16 protein-coding genes are annotated in these 17904 nt (G+C 43.7%); all 16 read left to right on the forward strand.

Features of this window, described 5'->3' with window-relative positions; all coding sequences use genetic code 11:
• The first annotated feature begins 7 nt into the window (after positions 1 to 7).
• The 16 genes from ftsL to der all read left to right on the forward strand — a co-directional run bounded on the left by ftsL (position 8) and on the right by der (position 17480).
• Positions 8 to 331, forward strand: a complete 324-nt coding sequence (gene ftsL, locus BVE84_RS09070; protein ID WP_076996704.1) for a cell division protein FtsL — start codon at positions 8 to 10, stop codon at positions 329 to 331.
• Positions 331 to 2589 (forward strand): penicillin-binding protein PBP2X, encoded by a 2259-nt coding sequence (pbp2x, locus tag BVE84_RS09075; protein ID WP_076996705.1) that lies wholly within the window; start codon positions 331 to 333, stop codon positions 2587 to 2589. Before ftsL ends, pbp2x begins: the two co-directional genes overlap by 1 nt.
• A gap of 1 nt (position 2590) precedes the next feature.
• The gene (mraY, locus tag BVE84_RS09080) at positions 2591 to 3589 is read left to right on the forward strand and encodes a phospho-N-acetylmuramoyl-pentapeptide-transferase (protein ID WP_076996706.1); all 999 of its coding nucleotides are present in this window, start codon (positions 2591 to 2593) and stop codon (positions 3587 to 3589) included.
• A 76-nt stretch (positions 3590 to 3665) separates the two neighbouring features.
• Positions 3666 to 5009, forward strand: a complete 1344-nt coding sequence (locus BVE84_RS09085) for a DEAD/DEAH box helicase (RefSeq protein WP_076996707.1) — start codon at positions 3666 to 3668, stop codon at positions 5007 to 5009.
• An 846-nt stretch (positions 5010 to 5855) separates the two neighbouring features.
• On the forward strand, positions 5856 to 6080 hold the full coding sequence (locus tag BVE84_RS09090) for a DUF4059 family protein (RefSeq protein ID WP_076996708.1): 225 nt from the start codon (positions 5856 to 5858) through the stop codon (positions 6078 to 6080).
• Positions 6081 to 6095: 15 nt separating this feature from the next.
• On the forward strand, positions 6096 to 7013 hold the full coding sequence (trxB, locus tag BVE84_RS09095) for a thioredoxin-disulfide reductase (RefSeq protein WP_076996709.1): 918 nt from the start codon (positions 6096 to 6098) through the stop codon (positions 7011 to 7013).
• Positions 7014 to 7023: 10 nt separating this feature from the next.
• Positions 7024 to 7560 (forward strand): YceD family protein, encoded by a 537-nt coding sequence (locus BVE84_RS09100; protein WP_076996710.1) that lies wholly within the window; start codon positions 7024 to 7026, stop codon positions 7558 to 7560.
• Positions 7561 to 7647: 87 nt separating this feature from the next.
• The gene (gene gndA, locus BVE84_RS09105; protein WP_076996711.1) at positions 7648 to 9072 is read left to right on the forward strand and encodes an NADP-dependent phosphogluconate dehydrogenase; all 1425 of its coding nucleotides are present in this window, start codon (positions 7648 to 7650) and stop codon (positions 9070 to 9072) included.
• 3 nt (positions 9073 to 9075) lie between these two features.
• Positions 9076 to 9768 (forward strand): response regulator transcription factor, encoded by a 693-nt coding sequence (locus BVE84_RS09110; protein ID WP_076996712.1) that lies wholly within the window; start codon positions 9076 to 9078, stop codon positions 9766 to 9768.
• 322 nt (positions 9769 to 10090) lie between these two features.
• Complete coding sequence (locus tag BVE84_RS09115; protein WP_076996713.1) at positions 10091 to 11209, forward strand: AI-2E family transporter; 1119 nt, start codon at positions 10091 to 10093, stop codon at positions 11207 to 11209.
• Positions 11210 to 11268: 59 nt separating this feature from the next.
• Positions 11269 to 12813, forward strand: coding sequence for a hypothetical protein (locus BVE84_RS09120; protein ID WP_076996714.1), 1545 nt, complete (start codon positions 11269 to 11271; stop codon positions 12811 to 12813).
• Between the two features lie 103 nt (positions 12814 to 12916).
• Positions 12917 to 13384 carry a transcriptional regulator NrdR gene (nrdR, locus tag BVE84_RS09125; RefSeq protein WP_076996715.1) on the forward strand — a complete coding sequence of 156 codons (468 nt, stop codon included), beginning with the start codon at positions 12917 to 12919 and terminating at the stop codon, positions 13382 to 13384.
• A 13-nt stretch (positions 13385 to 13397) separates the two neighbouring features.
• On the forward strand, positions 13398 to 14546 hold the full coding sequence (locus BVE84_RS09130; protein ID WP_076996716.1) for a replication initiation and membrane attachment family protein: 1149 nt from the start codon (positions 13398 to 13400) through the stop codon (positions 14544 to 14546).
• Positions 14547 to 15446: a primosomal protein DnaI gene (gene dnaI / locus BVE84_RS09135; protein ID WP_076996717.1), complete on the forward strand. Its 900-nt coding sequence runs from the start codon at positions 14547 to 14549 to the stop codon at positions 15444 to 15446.
• Positions 15443 to 16156 carry an NADPH-dependent oxidoreductase gene (locus BVE84_RS09140; protein ID WP_076996718.1) on the forward strand — a complete coding sequence of 238 codons (714 nt, stop codon included), beginning with the start codon at positions 15443 to 15445 and terminating at the stop codon, positions 16154 to 16156. Before dnaI ends, BVE84_RS09140 begins: the two co-directional genes overlap by 4 nt.
• Positions 16157 to 16169: 13 nt before the next feature.
• Positions 16170 to 17480: a ribosome biogenesis GTPase Der gene (der, locus tag BVE84_RS09145; protein WP_076996719.1), complete on the forward strand. Its 1311-nt coding sequence runs from the start codon at positions 16170 to 16172 to the stop codon at positions 17478 to 17480.
• Positions 17481 to 17904: the final 424 nt, after the last annotated feature.

Here is a 17904-nt window from a genome sequence, read left to right on the forward strand (position 1 = left end):
GGAAAATATGTTACAAGATCAACGAAAAGATGCGACGATGCGCGTGATTAGTGAAAAAATCAAGACATTTTCTCGAGTGGAGAAGGCCTTTTACGGCAGTATTGTCTTGTCTAGTTTGACCTTGGCTATTGGAATTGTTTTTATGCAAACCCGCCTACTGCAAGTGCAGGCAGAGATGGCCCATGTCAATCAAGAAATCAATAATAAGCAAGTGGAAATCGATGACGCTGAGCAGGCTGTCAATGAATTGATTCGGAATGCGCGTTTATTAGAGATAGCTGACAAGGCTGGATTGACCTATAAAAATGATAATGTTGGAGTAGCAGAATAATGTCAAAACGCAAACAACAATTATTACGGTATGTTTTAAAGAAGCGTTATATTCCGTCGCAAAATCGTCGGAGGGTGGGGCAGAGCCTTATTCTTCTGACGGTTTTCATCTTTTTCATCTTTTTGATTCATTTTGCCATTATTATCGGGACAGATAAAAAATTTGGAGTTGATCTATCAGAAGGTGCAAGAAAAGTTCACCAGACAGAGGTGCTTGTGCAAGCAAAGCGAGGAACGATCTATGACCGTACAGGTTTACCGATAGCTAAAGATTCAACAACCTATACAATCTATGCGATTATCGATAAGGAATACGTATCTTCCTTGCGAGAGGTTCTATATGTTGAGTCGAGCCAATTTAACCAGGTCGCACAGATTTTAAATAAGTACCTAGGACTAGAGACAGATTATGTTCTACAGCAATTAAATCAGCCTAAGCTCAAACAGGTCTATTTCGGAACCTTGGGAAAGAATATCTCCTACAGTACCATGACAGCGATTCAGCAGGAGATGGAGACAGCTGGTATCAAGGGGATCGCTTTTAATACCAACCCGGGTCGTCTCTATCCGAATGGAAATTTTGCCTCAAGTTTTATTGGGCTAGCGAATCTAGTAGAAGATGAGACGGATGGTAGCCAGCGCTTGGAAGGTCAGCGAGGACTGGAGTATGCCCTCAACAGCATATTGGCTGGTCAAGATGGGAAAGTTGTCTATGAAAAAGATAGCCGTGGTCGAATTGTTCCCGGGACGGAAAATATCAAGGAAGCACGAGTAGATGGACAGGATGTCTACACGACACTTTCAGCGGATCTTCAGCGCTCTCTAGAAACCAATATGGACGTTTTTGCTGATAAGACCAAGGGAAAATATATCAATGCGACCTTAGTTTCGGCTAAGACAGGTGAGATTCTAGCAACGACACAGCGACCGACCTATAATCCAGATACTAAGGAAGGGGTGGATAACAAGGATATTTTACAGCGTTCCCTCCTTTATCAAGACAATTTTGAACCCGGGTCTACCATGAAGGTGATGACTGTTGCTGCTGCGATTGATAACGGGACTTTTACCCCAAATGAGTATTACAATCGTTCGGAAATCCAAATTGCTGATGCCATCATTCGGGACTGGGATGTCAATGCAGGGGATATATACGCTCCGCTGAGTCTAACTTATGCACAAGGTTTTGCCCTTTCTAGTAATGTAGGGATGACCCTTTTGGAGCAGAAAATGGGAGATGAACGCTGGTTGAACTACCTGGAGAAATTCCGCTTTGGCTATCCAACCCGTTTTGGCATGGCAGGAGAAGAGGCAGGGATTCTGCCTGAGAATAACGTTGTATCCGTTGCGATGACCTCCTTTGGACAGGGGCTTTTAGCGACGCAAACCCAGATGTTACGCGGGTTTGGTGCAGTTGCTAATAATGGTGTCATGTTAGAACCGAAATTTATCACGGCTCTCTATGATTCCAATACGGACTCAGTGCGCCTTTCTAAGCCTGAGGTGGTAGGAAAGCCCGTATCCGAAAAGGCTGCGACTGACACGCGTCAATATATGATTAGTGTCGGAACAGACCCTCACTTTGGAACCTTACGCGCATCGGATGGAGCTGTTATTCAAGTAGATGGCTATAACATTGCAGTGAAGTCAGGGACTGCTCAGATTGGTAAGGAGGATGGTACTGGCTATATGGAAGGGCCAAATGATACCATCAACTCGGTTGTGGCAATGGTTCCAGCTGAAGATCCAGAGTTTATCATGTATGTGACCGTTCAACAGCCAGAAAGTTGGAGCATTCTCTATTGGAGAGATATCCTCAATCCGTCCCTCAAGGAGGCTATGCAACTGAAAGATAGTCTCAACCTAACAACACCAGCTCCAACCCTTACGACCGTTTCAAAAGAAACGGAGTACAAGTTGGGGAAGGTTATCGGGCAGCAACCAGGTGTGACAGCAAGCATCTTGCGGCAGCAACTGGTACAGCCGATTATTTTAGGAAATGGTGGAGAGATTAAGAAAGTGTCGGTTGATGTCGGGTCCAATCTCGTAGCCAATCAGCAAATCTTACTACTGACAGATAAATTTGAAAGAGTACCTGATCTGTATGGATGGACAAAAGAAAATGTGGATATATTCGCTGAGTGGACAGGAATCGAGATTGAATATAGTGGCTCAGGATCGATTGCCGTCGGTCAAAGTGTAGCCATCGGCAATGATTTAGAACAGACGAAAAAAATAAGAATTAACCTAGGAGAGTAATATGCATTCTGTCATTCTAGCAGGTCTAGTTGCCTTTGTTGCGACGGTTCTGTTGATTCCAAGATTTATCAGATTTTATCAAGCAAAGCGTATCGAGGGTCAACAAACCCATGAGGATGTTACCCAGCACCAGTTTAAGGCAGGGACGCCAACCATGGGGGGGACAGTCTTTTTACTGGTGACGATTGTCACAATCCCTCTTTTTGCCGTCGTTTCAAACAGGCTGACCGGGTCAGTCCTTGCGATCCTTTTTATCCTATTGCTTTACGGATTTGTCGGTTTTTTGGATGATTTTTTAAAGATTTTTCGCAAGGTGAATGAAGGCTTGAATCCCAAGCAAAAATTAGCCCTACAGATTCTAGGTGGCCTTGTTTTTTATCTGGTCCACATGCAAGGTTCAGGTGAAGGCACGCTCAATGTGCTAGGTTATCCACTTCATCTAGGAATTTTATATGTCGCCTTTGTTCTCTTTTGGCTGGTTGGATTTTCCAATGCAGTCAATCTAACGGATGGTCTAGATGGTCTTGCTTCCATCTCGGTTGTCATCAGCCTTGCTGCCTATGCAGTCATCGCTTTTATCGAGGGACGTTCGGATATTTTATTGGTCTGTGTGACCATGATTGGTGCCTTACTCGGATTTTTCTACTATAATCGTAAGCCGGCCAAACTTTTCATGGGAGATGTGGGAAGTTTAGCCCTCGGAGGCATGCTTGCAACGATTTCAATCGCCCTTCATCAAGAATGGACCCTGCTTTTTATCGGTCTAGTCTACGTGGTGGAGACCTCTTCTGTCATGCTCCAAGTCAGCTATTTCAAGTATAGCAAGAAAAAGTTTGGTGAAGGCAAACGGATTTTCCGTATGACCCCATTTCATCATCATTTGGAATTAGGGGGCTTGACGGGTCACGGGGAAAAGTGGAGTGAATGGAAGGTTGACTTCTTCTTGTGGGGGCTCGGTTTAATCATGAGCTTGCTGACGCTTGCTATCTTATATTTATAATCTTTAACGAGTATCAAACAGCAGTCAAATGCTGTTTTTTTTGATATAATAAAAAAAGTAGAAAAAGAGGAATACTATGAAATTTACAGAATTTACCCTAAAACCCTATATTCAAACAGCGCTGAGGGAGATAGGTTTTGATACAGCGACAGAAGTTCAAGAACGCTTGATTCCCATCGTTTTATCAGGGCGTGATTTGGTTGGAGAATCAAAGACTGGTTCTGGTAAGACGCACACTTTTTTAATTCCCATTTTTCAGCAACTGAAAGAAGAATTAGAGCAGGTACAAGCCGTCATTACTGCACCATCGCGTGAGTTAGCAACTCAGATTTACCAGGCTGCACGCCAGATTGCCCAATGCTCAGATATGGACATTCGTGTGAACAACTATGTCGGAGGAACGGACAAGCAGCGCCAGATTGACAAGCTACAGACCAGTCAGCCCCACATCGTTATCGGGACACCGGGGCGGATTTATGATTTGGTCAAATCAGGAAATCTAGCTATTCATAAGGCGACCACCTTTGTGGTGGACGAGGCAGATATGACCCTTGATATGGGCTTTTTGGAAACGGTGGATCGCATTGCTTCGAGCTTGCCGAAGGATTTGCAGTTCCTGGTCTTTTCGGCAACCATTCCACAAAAATTACAACCCTTTTTGAAGAAATATTTGACGAATCCTGTCATCGAGCAGATTAGGACGCAGACAGTTATCTCAGATACGGTTGATAACTGGCTGATTTCGACCAAGGGGCGGGATAAAAATGCCCTGATTCTGGAGCTTACCCAGCTAATGCAGCCGTATTTGGCCATGATTTTTGTCAATACCAAGTCACGGGCAGACGAACTGCATCGTTACTTGGTTGCAAATGGATTGCGTGTGGCAAAGATTCACGGGGATATTCCACCGCGGGAACGCAAGCGGATGATGAACCAGATTAAGAATCTAGAATTTGAGTATATTGTTGCAACTGACTTGGCAGCAAGAGGCATTGATATTGAAGGGGTTAGTCATGTCATCAATGACGCCATTCCGCAGGATCTGTCCTTCTTTATACATCGTGTAGGGCGGACAGGTCGCAATGGCTTACCAGGAACGGCTATTACCCTCTACCAGCCGAGTGATGATGCTGACATTCGTGAACTTGAAAAACTGAATATCCGTTTTGTGCCTAAGGTCATCAAGGATGGTGAATTTCAAGACACCTATGACCGTGATCGGCGCGTCAATCGGGAAAAGTCAAGGCAAGCATTAGATCTTGAGATGATTGGCTTGGTCAAAAAGAAAAAGAAAAAAATCAAGCCCGGCTATAAAAAGAAAATTCAGTGGGCTGTTGATGAAAAGCGTCGTAAGACCAAGAGGATTGAAAATCGTATCAAGGGACGTGCAGAGCGGAAAGCTAAGCGCCAAACGTTTTAGCATAAGATACAAAGGGCGTTTGACACGAGTTTCACTCGTTCTATTTCCAACCTTCAACAGTCTAGTCCCAGACTGTTGAAGCGAGCAAAGCAAAAATAGGATTGAAACAGTTCGGGGAGTAACCTAATCCAGTGGATTAGGTTAGCCCGAGCCAAGAAATCGGAAAGCGAGGATTAACCAGCTGAAACAAGAAAGTGACCCCAGAAGCCTGAGCTAGGAAAAACGATACCTAAAGGTAGCCTGACCTGTAAGCAACTAAAGTTGCAACAGTTGCGTCTCTTTTTTGCACAGCTCGTAGCCCGCGTTCAATTACACCAAGATACAAGGGCGTTTGACACGAGTTTCACTCGTTCTATTTCCAACCTTCAACAGTCTAATCCCAGACTGTTGAAGCGAGCAAAGCGAAAATGGGATTGAAACAGTTCGGGGAGTAACCTAATCCAGTGGATTAGGTTAGCCCGAGCCAAGAAATCGGAAAGCGAGGATTAACCAGCTGAAACAAGAAAGTGACCCCAGAAGCCTGAGTTAGGAAAAACTATACCTAAAGGTAGCCTGACCTGTAAGCAACTAAAGTTGCAACAGTTGCGTCTCTTTTTTGCACAGCTCGTAGCCCGCGTTCAATTACACCAAGATACAAGGGCGTGAAAAAGCGACGGCTGTATCTGTATAGTAGGTATAGCTGACAACTGCTACGGTAAAAATGAAGAAGCTCGTGATTGTTTGCTTTCGCAAGCGTCTATTTCCCACCTCTAAAGGGCTGTTCTACTTGTAGTAGAACCAGGATTCTTGGAAAGAAGTGTCGTGCGCTATAAGTATGGATGATGAAGATAGGAAGCAGGAAAACAGATGTTACAAACGATATTAGGTCTTTACATGAAGAGCCTATTGATTGCAACTGTCTTGGTAGTGATAGCTAGTACGGGCTGGTTTTTACTTCGCCTGTTGAAGAAAAAAGATAAGACTCACCAAGATCGTCAAGAGGTTCTCTTTGATTTATTGATTATCAACGTGATGACCATTCCCATTTTATCTTTTGGGATTGTGGGTATTTTGTTGATGGCAAGAGTATAGAAAGAAGGAAGAAAGATGTACGATACGATTATTATTGGAGCAGGTCCTGCCGGAATGACCGCAGCCTTGTATGCTGCGCGGAGCAATTTAAAAGTAGCCCTACTAGACCGTGGTATCTATGGCGGGCAGATGAACAATACCGCAGAGATTGAAAATTATCCAGGATATGACCATATCAGCGGCCCAGAATTGGCTGAAAAAATGTTTTTACCACTTGAAAAATTTGGTGTAGAATATCTCTATGGTCAAGTGATTCGTGTGGAGCTAGATGGGGCTGTCAAACGTGTTGTGACAGAAGATGAGACCCTAGAAGCCCATACTCTGGTCCTAGCTATGGGGGCTCAACATCGCTCACTAGGGGTTCCTGGTGAAGATATATATAATAGTCGGGGAGTGTCTTACTGTGCGGTCTGCGATGGAGCCTTCTTTCGTGGGCAGGACTTATTAGTCGTTGGTGGAGGAGATTCTGCTGTTGAGGAGGCTCTTTATCTGACTCAGTTTGCCAATACTGTGACGATTGTGCATCGTCGCGATGAATTGCGAGCCCAAAAAATTATCCAAGAGCGTGCCTTTGCCAACGAAAAAATCCAGTTCATCTGGGATAGCGTAGTGGAAGAAATCAAAGGTGATGATACCAAGGTACAGGAAGTCTTGGTTAGAAATCTAAAGACAGATGAAGTGACAAGTCATGCCTTTGGCGGTGTTTTTATCTACGTAGGTCTGGATCCGATGACCGATGCAGTAGCAGATTTGGGAATTTGTGATGATCAGGGATGGATTGTGACGGATGAACAAATGGCAACAAGTCAAGCTGGTATCTTTGCTATCGGAGACATTCGTCAAAAACAATTACGTCAGATTACAACGGCTGTTGGCGATGGAGCAGTTGCTGGTCAGCAGGTTTACCACTACGTTACTGAGCATGTGAGCTGAGGGGGAAGAGATGTTCCATATTCAAGATATTCAAAAAAAAATAGACGGCATTTCCTTTGAAGAAAATCTAGAATTAGCTGATGAGTTGATGGCTCGCAATGCAGATATTCTAGCAGTTTCGCCCATCAGCGTAGTGGGACGAGTCAGCTTTGAAGCTGGTTTCTTTCTCTTGAACTATCAAATGACTTATGACATTACCCTTGCTTCGAGTCGTTCCATGGAGCCGGTTGTGCTTTCTGAATCTCTTCCAGTACAGGAGGTCTTTGTGGCAGATGAAGAGGCTCTAAAAGATCAAGATGTGGTGGAAGCAGATTTAGTCCTTGTCATTGAAGAGGATGTGATTGTGCTTTCAGAAAGCGTGGCGGACAACATCCTCCTAAACATTCCGCTCCGGGTCTTGACCCCTGAGGAAGCAGCCGATCAGAACCTGCCGTCAGGTAACAGTTGGACTGTGATGACAGAAGAAGACTATACCGCGAAAACTCAAAAACAAAAGGAAGAAAATAGTCCCTTTGCCCAATTACAAGGACTTTTTGATGAAGAATAAAATTGACAGAAAATTTGAAAAATCTTGTCAATAGCTTGATTTCATTGTATAATGAAAAAGATATTAAGAAATAGGAGTAGAACATTCATGACAAAAGCAAATTTTGGTGTTGTGGGGATGGCTGTTATGGGGCGAAACCTCGCGCTTAACGTAGAGTCTAGAGGCTACACTGTGGCGATTTACAACCGCTCAGCAGATAAGACAGAAGATGTTGTTGCAAGCAATCCGGGTAAAAAATTACTTCCAAGCTATGATGTAGAAAGTTTCGTACAATCGATAGAAAAACCGCGTCGCATCATGCTCATGGTTCAGGCAGGTCCAGGGACAGATGCGACCATTCAAGCCTTGCTTCCTCACCTCGATGAAGGGGACATCTTGATTGACGGTGGAAATACCTTCTATGAAGATACTATCCGTCGCTCGAAAGAATTGGCAAATTCAGGGATTAACTTTATCGGAACAGGGGTTTCTGGTGGAGAAAAAGGAGCGCTTGAAGGTCCGTCTATCATGCCAGGTGGACAAAAGGAAGCCTATGACTTAGTAGCAGATGTTTTAGAAGAAATTTCTGCCAAGGCTCCTGAAGATGGCGCACCATGTGTGACCTATATCGGTCCTGATGGTGCAGGCCACTATGTGAAAATGGTTCACAATGGTATCGAGTACGGTGACATGCAGCTGATTGCAGAAAGTTACGATCTGATGCAACATCTGCTTGGTCTTTCCGTAGATGAAATGGCTGAGATCTTTACTGAGTGGAACAAGGGAGAGCTCGATAGCTACTTGATTGAGATTACAGCAGATATTTTGAAACGCAAGGATGATGAAGGCCAAGAGGGGCCAATCGTTGACTATATCCTTGATGCAGCAGGAAATAAAGGAACTGGTAAATGGACGAGTCAATCATCCCTTGATTTGGGTGTACCATTGTCCTTGATTACAGAGTCTGTATTTGCCCGCTATATCTCAACATATAAGGAAGAGCGCGTACATGCAAGTAAGGTCTTGCCAAAACCAGCAACCTTCCAATATGATGGTGACAAGGCAGAGTTGATCGAAAAGATCCGTCAGGCTCTTTATTTCTCCAAGATCATGTCCTATGCACAAGGTTTTGCTCAGTTACGTGTAGCGTCTAAGGAAAACAACTGGAACCTGCCATTTGGTGAAATCGCTAAAATCTGGCGTGCCGGATGTATCATCCGTGCTCGTTTCTTGCAAAAGATTACGGATGCCTACGGACGTGATGAGGATCTTGCTAACCTTCTCTTAGATGAATACTTCCTTGAGGTAACAGCTAAGTACCAACAAGCTGTTCGTGATGTGGTGACCTTGGCGGTTCAGGCAGGTGTCCCTGTCCCAACTTTCTCAGCGGCCATTACCTATTTTGATAGTTACCGTGCTGAAAATTTACCAGCCAACCTCATTCAAGCACAACGTGACTACTTCGGTGCTCATACATACGAGCGTAAAGATAAAGAAGGAATCTTCCATTACTCATGGTATGATGAAAAATAATCTATGGTAAAAAAAATCTTAATTGCAGGTCGCGAGCGGAATCTATCCCACTTTGTGTCCATGGAGTTACAAAAGAAGGACTACTTAGTTGATTATGCTTCTACAGGGAAGGAAGCTCTCCAACTTGCCCATGAGACCGATTTTGATTTGATTCTCATGAGTTTTTCTCTATTAGACATGTCTAGCCATGACTTGGCAGCCGAGCTGATTAAAATCAAGCCGACCACCGTCATGATTGTGGTAGTAGATAGCGAGGATGCTAAAAAGCACGGAGCAGCTATCCAGCGCTACGCAGTCTCTTATATTATTAAGCCCTTTGTCATTAGCGATTTAGTGGATCAGGTGACCTCTATCTTTAGGGGACGGGATTATATTGATGAGCATTGTAAACAGGTCAAACTCCAGGCTGCCTATCGTGACTTGAAGATTGATTTTCAAAACCGTACGGTTACCCGTGGCACGGAACTGATTAGTTTGACGCGCCGGGAATATGATTTGCTTGCGACCCTGATGAATAGTCAGGAAGTGTTGAGTCGTGAGCAGCTCTTAGATCGGGTTTGGAAGTATGAAGCTACGGCTGAAACCAATGTTGTGGATGTCTATATTCGCTATCTGCGTGGAAAATTAGACTTGCCGGGTCAAGAGTCTTATATAAAAACTGTCCGTGGTATTGGCTATGCCATGCGGGAGGAGTAACGATAGGTAGGATGACTACATAGCTATTGAAGACACCCCAATCATTAGAGTTGTTCTCTGACGATTGGGGTCTTTTTGTGAGGTCTAGGAGTGTGGATAATACTCTTTAAAAATCAAAAGGATACGTCGTCAATCTCCGATTTTTACGTTGAGTTTTTCACAGGCTTTGTATCTTGTGTAATTGAGTTCAGCCTAAAACGCTATCGTGTTTCCGAGTTGCAGGGTGGGGGTGTCGGGTTGTGATTCACAGCCATCAGTTTCTGACTTTTTCGCTAAATTATGCTATGATAGTAGGACTTAGGGGTGAAAAGGAGATGAGAAGATGAAGCAGAGTTCTTTTAAAGAAAAGTTATTGGTGATTAGTTTTGCAGCTGTGGTGTTGCTAGCCGTCCTAAACTATTCGGATATTTACAGCATGGTCAAGGTCTTGTTGTCCAGCATGAATGCCCTGTTTGTCGGCGCCATCTTCGCTTTTATTTTGAACGTTCCGATGAAGAAGCTCGAAGATCTGATTGAAAAGGTTCCTTTTTTGAGCAAGAGCAAACGACCGTTAGCGATTGTCGGTGTTTTGATTGTCTTTATCTTGATTGTGACAGGTGTAGTAGTGATTATCCTACCCACCTTGGTGTCGACTGTATCTGAATTAGTATCGGTTACGAATCAAGGTGTTCCAAAGCTCCTTCGTACTCTGCAGGATAGCGGCTTCTTGTCTAGCACCTTGAGTAGTCGACTAAACACATATGTTGATCAGTTTACAGATTGGTCCAAGCTATCAGGATTTGCGGCAGCTTTTCTGGCGGGCTTAGCCAATAATGTGACGGGAATCTTTTCAAATATTCTAACCTTGATTATGGCCTTCTTTATCACCTTGAGTATCCTCGGAAGTAAGGAACATTTACAGGACATGACGGGTAAGTTACTCCATGCTCTTTTTCCAGAAAAAGTGGTGCGTGTGATTGCCTATATTGGTGAAGTCATTATCGAGACCTATGATCGATTCTTGATGAGTCAGATTGTAGAGGCAGTTATTATTGGGACGCTCGTTTTTGTCAGCTATTCTCTCTTCTCGATTCCTTATGCAGGAATGGCAGGGATTTTATCGGGAGTGCTGTCATTTGTACCTTATGTGGGACCTTTTTCCGCCTGTATCATCAGTGCTCTCTTTATATCGGTGCAAAATCCTTGGTTAGCTCTCTGGTCAATTCTCCTCTTCCAGATTCTTCAGTTGCTTGAAGGGAATGTCATTTACCCCCGTGTGGTAGGACAATCAGTTGGTCTCCCTACCCTCTTCACCCTAGCTGCAGCCTTGATTGGAGGAAACCTGTTCGGTTTGTTGGGAATGGTCTTTTTTACTCCTATTTTTGCGGTTATCTATCGCCTAGTAAGAGAATGGACCTATGCTAGGCTGGAGAAAAAACAGTTGGAATCTGAGAGACTATAAAATAAACAAAAAGAGCTTGAGTCCAAGTCTCTGGCTCTTTTACATGGAAAGAGCAAAAAATGTTATCGAAACTACAAGAATCTATCTATCGAGTCATGCAGGCTATGATTGGTTATGGGGCTGGCCTGCTATTTCTGATTTTATTTGTGACAGCGGTGCTATTTCAAGCAGTTGTCTATCTGCCCTACAAAGAATGGGTCGGACTCAGCTTCAGTGGTGTGTGGACAGTACTATCTCTACTTTTGGTCTGCTTGTCCTATTGGCTACTCTCTAAATTCGTGATGAGATATTCCTGCCGTCAATTATTTATTCTGCTGTCAGTCCTCTATTTATTAGTAGGTCTTATCCTGATTTTCTATCTACCTGCTCAGTTACGAGATGATGCCCATTCCGTCTTGCGAGCAGCTTTCTTATTAAACGAAGGGGATACGCGTTTTTTACAGGCAGGGGCTTACTTGAATCGCTATCCCCATCAACTAGGACTCGTCAGTCTGGAACGCCTTGTCTTGATAATATTGCCGGGAGCTGGCGTACGGACGTTCTATTTCCTAAATCTTCTAGCTATCCTAGGAATCAATTATGCCAACTGGAAGTTAAGTGAAGAATTGTTTCAAAACGAAAGGAGTAGCCAGTATACAATCCTAGCACTCTTTGCCTTTCTGCCACAGTTTTTCAATCTTTTCTTTGTCTATGGTTTAGTATATGGTCTTTGTGCAGCGAGCGTTGGCTTATTGTACTTCTGTCGTTATCTGCAAAGGGATTACCTAAAAAATGCCTTATTAGCAAGTTTCTGTTTATCGCTCTCATATTGGATTCGGAATAACAACAGTATTTTGCTGGTAGCGGTGGCGGTCATCCTATTACTAGAGTGTTTACGCCGTCGCCAGCCCCTGCTACTTGGGTTACTGATCCCCTTGCTGTTTTGTTCGCTTGGTTTAAATCGAGTGACAACAAACTATTATGAAACAATGGGTCAGGTTTCCTTTGCAGCCAATCCTAAGGTGACCTGGTTAGCCATGGGATTACAAGACACCCAGTCAGAGGTTCGGCAAGGAGGCTGGTACAATAAATACGTCAGACGGATTTATGATCACTACGAAGGAGATGAGGAGAAGATTACACAAGCTGCTAAAAAAGAAGTTGGCCGTCGTGTGCAGGTCTTTGCGGAAGATCCCATTTATGCTGGGCGATTTTTTATGAAAAAGTTTGCGACAACCTGGGTAGAATCAACCTTTCAGTCAATTTGGTCAGGTCCCAGCAAACCACAGCAAGGTTCCGTGAAAGGTGAGGGGTTAGAGAGTCTCTACCGCGGTGGCATCATCTATCGTTTCTTTTACCACTATACTCATGCCTATCTGATCCTGCTATATGGTGGCTCCCTGATATTTTTAGTAGTGAAGTCTCCTTGGAAACGCCTGCCGAGGGAATACTATGCGTTTGTCTACTTAGCAGGCGGCGTCTTGTTTCACTTATTGTGGGAAACAAAGAGTCAATATGTTTATACCTATGTCCTACTCACGATTCCTTTTGCCGTTAAGGGCTACCAAGAAGGGCGAGAATGGTGGTTGAGAATGAGAAATAGTAGAAAAGAGAGTAAGAGATAGTAAGAACTCTTCTCTTAGTAAGCGCCAGCAGAGATGCACTCCCTTTTATTATCCTGTGAAATATGATACAATGAAGTCCTAATGATAGAATGGGAGGGATAGTATGCGTTGCCCCAAATGCACCAGTATAAAGTCAAGTGTTGTGGATAGTCGTCAGGCAGAAGATGGAAATACCATTCGCCGTAGAAGAGAATGTGAAAACTGTGGACATCGCTTTACCACTTATGAACGAATAGAAGAAAAAACCCTAGTTGTCGTAAAAAAAGATGGAACTCGCGAACAATTTTCCCGAGAGAAAATTTTTAATGGGATTATCCGCTCTGCCCAAAAACGTCCTGTTTCTAGTAGTGAGATTGAAGAAGTAGTCAATAGAATCGAGCAGAAGGTCCGCGCCCATAGCGATAGTGAGGTCGAAAGTGATTTGATCGGAAATCTAGTGATGGAAGAGCTGGTCGAGTTGGACGAGATTACCTACGTGCGCTTTGCCTCTGTCTATCGTTCTTTTAAAGACGTAGGCGAATTGGAAAATCTACTCAAACAAATTACGAAAGGTAGCAAGACGAGAAGATAGGATACTATAGTATATGAAACCAAACGATCTATATGCTTACATGCAAAAGAATGCTATAAGTCCTAACTGGATGAGCTTTATCCTTTGCTACCAGCCGATTATTGGCCAGGAGGCAACAGCAGTTTATCAATTTTTGTGGGCTGGCTATGACTATGGTGCAGGCAAGTATCCCCTGAGCCGGATTTTAAATCATGTAAATATGGGACTCAATCGCTTGGAGCAGGCCTTGGATGTGCTGGGAGCCATGGACCTACTGGCTGTCTATCAAAAGGAAGAAGCTCTTATTTTTCGCTTGGTTGAACCCCTATCCATGGAAAATTTTCTGCACCATCCCCTTTATCAAAAACTGTTGGTTAAGAAAATTGGAGAGCCAGCAGTTGAAGAATGGACCGGCTCAAAACCGGTATCAGAGACTGAAGTGACCAAACGTTTTTCTGATGTCTTTACCATTGATGGTGAATTGCCACTTGCTCCTTCTGTTACACCGATTTTTGATTTACAGGCCTTTAAGACTATGATGGGCCGCGATCAACTGCGTTTTCAAAATGAGGCAGATGATGTGATTGCCCTCTATCATTTGGCTGAGACAAATGGTTGGGACTGGATGCAGGCTTATAAAATTGCGAAAGAAACAGCTAATCATCAAGTGATTCTGGTTAAGCGTATGGAACAAAAGGTGGCGGTAAAACCTGTCACCACTAGCTTGACAAAACAGGAACAGGCTATCGTACGTGAAAGTAAGACTAAGACGGCACTTGAATTTTTAACCTTGTTAAAAGAAGCGCGTAAGGCGACAGTTACCATGTCAGAACGCAAATGCTTGCAACGATTAGTTGACTTAGGCTTACTGGATGAGGTCATCAATGTGATTGTTCTCTATACCTTTAATAAGGTTGATTCAGCTAATTTACAAGAAGCCTATGCCTTGAAATTGGGAAATGATTTTTCCTACAAGGAGATTCGCAGTGCCGAACAGGCAGTCTGTCAGTTGCGAGAGAGTAAGAAACCAAGTCACAAGAAGCAGACTAAGCAAGCGCCAAAGAGCAATGTACCTGAGTGGAGTAAGCAGGAAGTAAAAACAGAGCAAACAGCGAAAGGTCAGGCTGAGTTGGCTGCGCTTTATCGTGAATTAGAAGCCATGGAAACAAAAGGAGAGGCATAGATGAAAGCTGTTCAAGACAGGATACCGCAAGGTACTGAATCAGGAAGAAAGTCTTACCAAGAGCTATATCAAGAGACTATTCAAGATAAGGAAGTAGCAGATTTTATCCAGCAACACCACCTGACAGAGGAAGTTATTACTCGGTCCATGTCCAAATTTTTTGAATATGTGACTGAGCGTAAGAAATTCCTCCATCAAGATGACTCCTATATTGCTGTTGGCTATCAACCTGTTCTGATTATGAACGAGGGCTATGCTGATGTCTCTTACTTAGAGACGGCTGCCTTGATTGACTACCGTAAGGCAGAAGCAATTAAGAATCGCATTCAGCTGATCAATCTCCCGGCTCATTTGAAAAATATTACGACTGCCGATGTAGATCTGACAGATGAAAACCGTGTAGGGGTCACAAAAGCCATTACCGAATTTGTCAAACAGGTCGGTCAAGACAACAAGGGACTCTATCTCTATGGAAATTTTGGAGTTGGGAAAAGTTATCTGATGGCTTTTTTAGCCAATCTTCTATCCAAAACCCACCAACTCTCTACCACTATGCTCCATTATCCTACCTTTGTCGTTGACATCAAAAATGCTATAGGAGAGGGCTTGGTAAAGGAAAAGATCGATGGGATTAAGACTGCCCAAGTCTTGATAGTAGACGATATTGGTGCGGAGCAACATAGCTCATGGGTACGTGATGATGTCCTTCAGGTTATCTTGCAGCACCGAATGCAGGAAAACCTACCAACCTTCTTTACCTCGAATTTTTCCCTTGCAGAGTTGGAGCGACACTTTGCAGCAGGACGTTCAGGGGATGAGACCTGGCAGGCCAAGCGGGTGATGGAGCGCATTCGATTTTTGGCCACTGAGTTACACTTAGAAGGAGTGAACCGTCGATGAATGAAACGATAGAGTTAATGCTAGCGCACAGTTCTGTGCGCAGATTTACCGATGAACCAATCACAGATGAGGATTTGGATGAGATTATTCGTGCAGGGCGTGCAGCTTCAACCTGGAAAAATTTTCAGTCCTACTCGATTGTAGTGGTGCGTTCAAAAGAGAAAAAAGAGGCACTTCATGCCCTTACTCCCCAACCAGCCATTTTACAGGCAGATACCATCTTGCTCTTTGTAGGTGACCACAATCGGGCGAGTAAGGCTGCGGAATTGCACCAAACAACCTTTGATGCCAAAGGAAGTGAAAATCTCTTAATCTCCTCAGTGGATGCAGCACTAGCTGGACAGAATGCCCTGCTTGCAGCAGAGAGCTTGGGCTACGGAGGCGTTTTTATCGGTATGATTCGCCACGCTGCGAGAGCTGTCGCAGATCTCTTTAAATTGCCAGATTATACTTATCCTGTATTTTGCATTGCCCTAGGAAGACCGAATCAGCATTTTCCAGTCAAGCCACGCTTGCCTCAGGAGGCTATTGTCTTTCAAGAAGAATATCAGGAGCAAGGAGTGGAGACGATCCTTGCCTATGATCAGATCCAATCAGACTATGCAGGTGCTAGGCAGAAAGAAACCTGGTCTGAACGCTTGGTTGCCCAATTTGGTCAGGCAGAACACCCAGAAACAAGAACACTTTTGAAAGAAAAACACTTATTGTAGAAAAGGAGGAGCAATGGCTCTACCAACTATTGCCATCGTGGGGCGTCCCAACGTTGGAAAATCAACCTTATTTAATCGGATTGCGGGTGAGCGCATTTCTATCGTAGAGGATGTAGAAGGAGTGACTCGCGATCGTATCTATGCAACAGCTGAGTGGGTCAATCGCCATTTTAGTATCATTGATACAGGCGGAATCGATGATGTCGATGCTCCCTTTATGGAACAAATCAAACATCAAGCAGACATTGCCATGAACGAGGCAGATGTCATCGTCTTTGTCGTATCCGGTAAGGAGGGGGTGACAGATGCTGATGAGTATGTAGCAAAAATCCTCTATAAGACCAATAAGCCGGTTATTTTAGCGGTTAACAAGGTCGATAACCCTGAAATGCGCAGTGATATTTATGACTTTTATTCTCTGGGACTAGGGGAGCCTTACCCAGTATCATCTGTTCATGGAATTGGTACAGGAGATGTCCTGGATGCCATTGTGGAAAATCTACCTGCTGAAACAGAAGAAGAAAATCCAGACATGATTAAGTTTAGCTTAATCGGTCGTCCAAATGTTGGCAAATCAAGTTTGATTAACGCTATGCTGGGAGAAGAGCGCGTGATTGCTAGTCCTGTTGCAGGGACTACCCGTGATGCGATCGATACAGTCTTTACAGATAGCGAGGGTCAAGAATTTACCATGATTGATACTGCTGGTATGCGTAAGTCTGGAAAAATTTACGAAAATACGGAGAAATACTCTGTCATGCGTGCCATGCGTGCTATTGATCGCTCAGATGTGGTTCTTATGGTCCTGAATGCTGAGGAAGGGATTCGCGAGTATGATAAGCGAATCGCTGGATTTGCCCACGAAGCAGGAAAAGGTATGATTATTGTCGTGAACAAGTGGGATACTCTTGAAAAAGACAATAAGACGATGCAGAACTGGGAAGCAGATATTAGAGAGCAATTCCAGTATTTGTCCTATGCCCCGATTATATTCGTATCTGCTCTGACCAAACAACGCTTGCACAAACTACCAGCCATGATTAAGCAAATCAGCGAGAGTCAGCAAACCCGGATTTCATCTGCTATTTTGAACGATGTGGTGATGGATGCAATCGCGATTAACCCAACCCCGACAGATAAGGGAAAACGTCTCAAAATCTTTTACGCGACCCAAGTGGCCACCAAGCCACCAACCTTTGTCATCTTTGTTAATGAAGAAGAACTCATGCATTTCTCTTACCTGCGTTTTCTTGAAAATCAGATCCGCAAAGCCTTTGTCTTTGAAGGAACTCCGATTCATTTAATTGCCCGTAAGCGGAAGTAAATAAAAAAAGAAGGCACTTTTGATGGTTAGGCCTTCTTTTTCTTCTCAGAGAACCTCAAAGTTCGCTGAGTTGAGAGCGAGCGATACGTTGCTGACCAGATTTGCTCTTTCGTGTTTAGGCTCGGATAGAAATAGAGACTTCTATGATATGATTCTTTCTATTATAAGAGTCACAAAAGATAGAAACATTTTGAAAAAAGTCAGTTAAAAAAAGCCCAAACAGGCTGAACAGATGTTTTCTAGTCCACTATCAACCCTGTTGCAATCGGCTTGACAAGTGGCGTGGTAAAAAAATGTCAAAAAAGGTAAAAAAAATAAAAAAAGTAGTTGACAAAGGAATAAGAAGGTGATATACTGATATAGTTGTCGCTTGAGGAGCGGCGCAAGACCTTTGAAAATTAAAGAAGACGAACCAAACGTGCAG

The organism is Streptococcus azizii, assembly GCF_001984715.1.
In the GTDB taxonomy this organism is placed as follows: Bacteria; Bacillota; Bacilli; order Lactobacillales; family Streptococcaceae; genus Streptococcus; species Streptococcus azizii.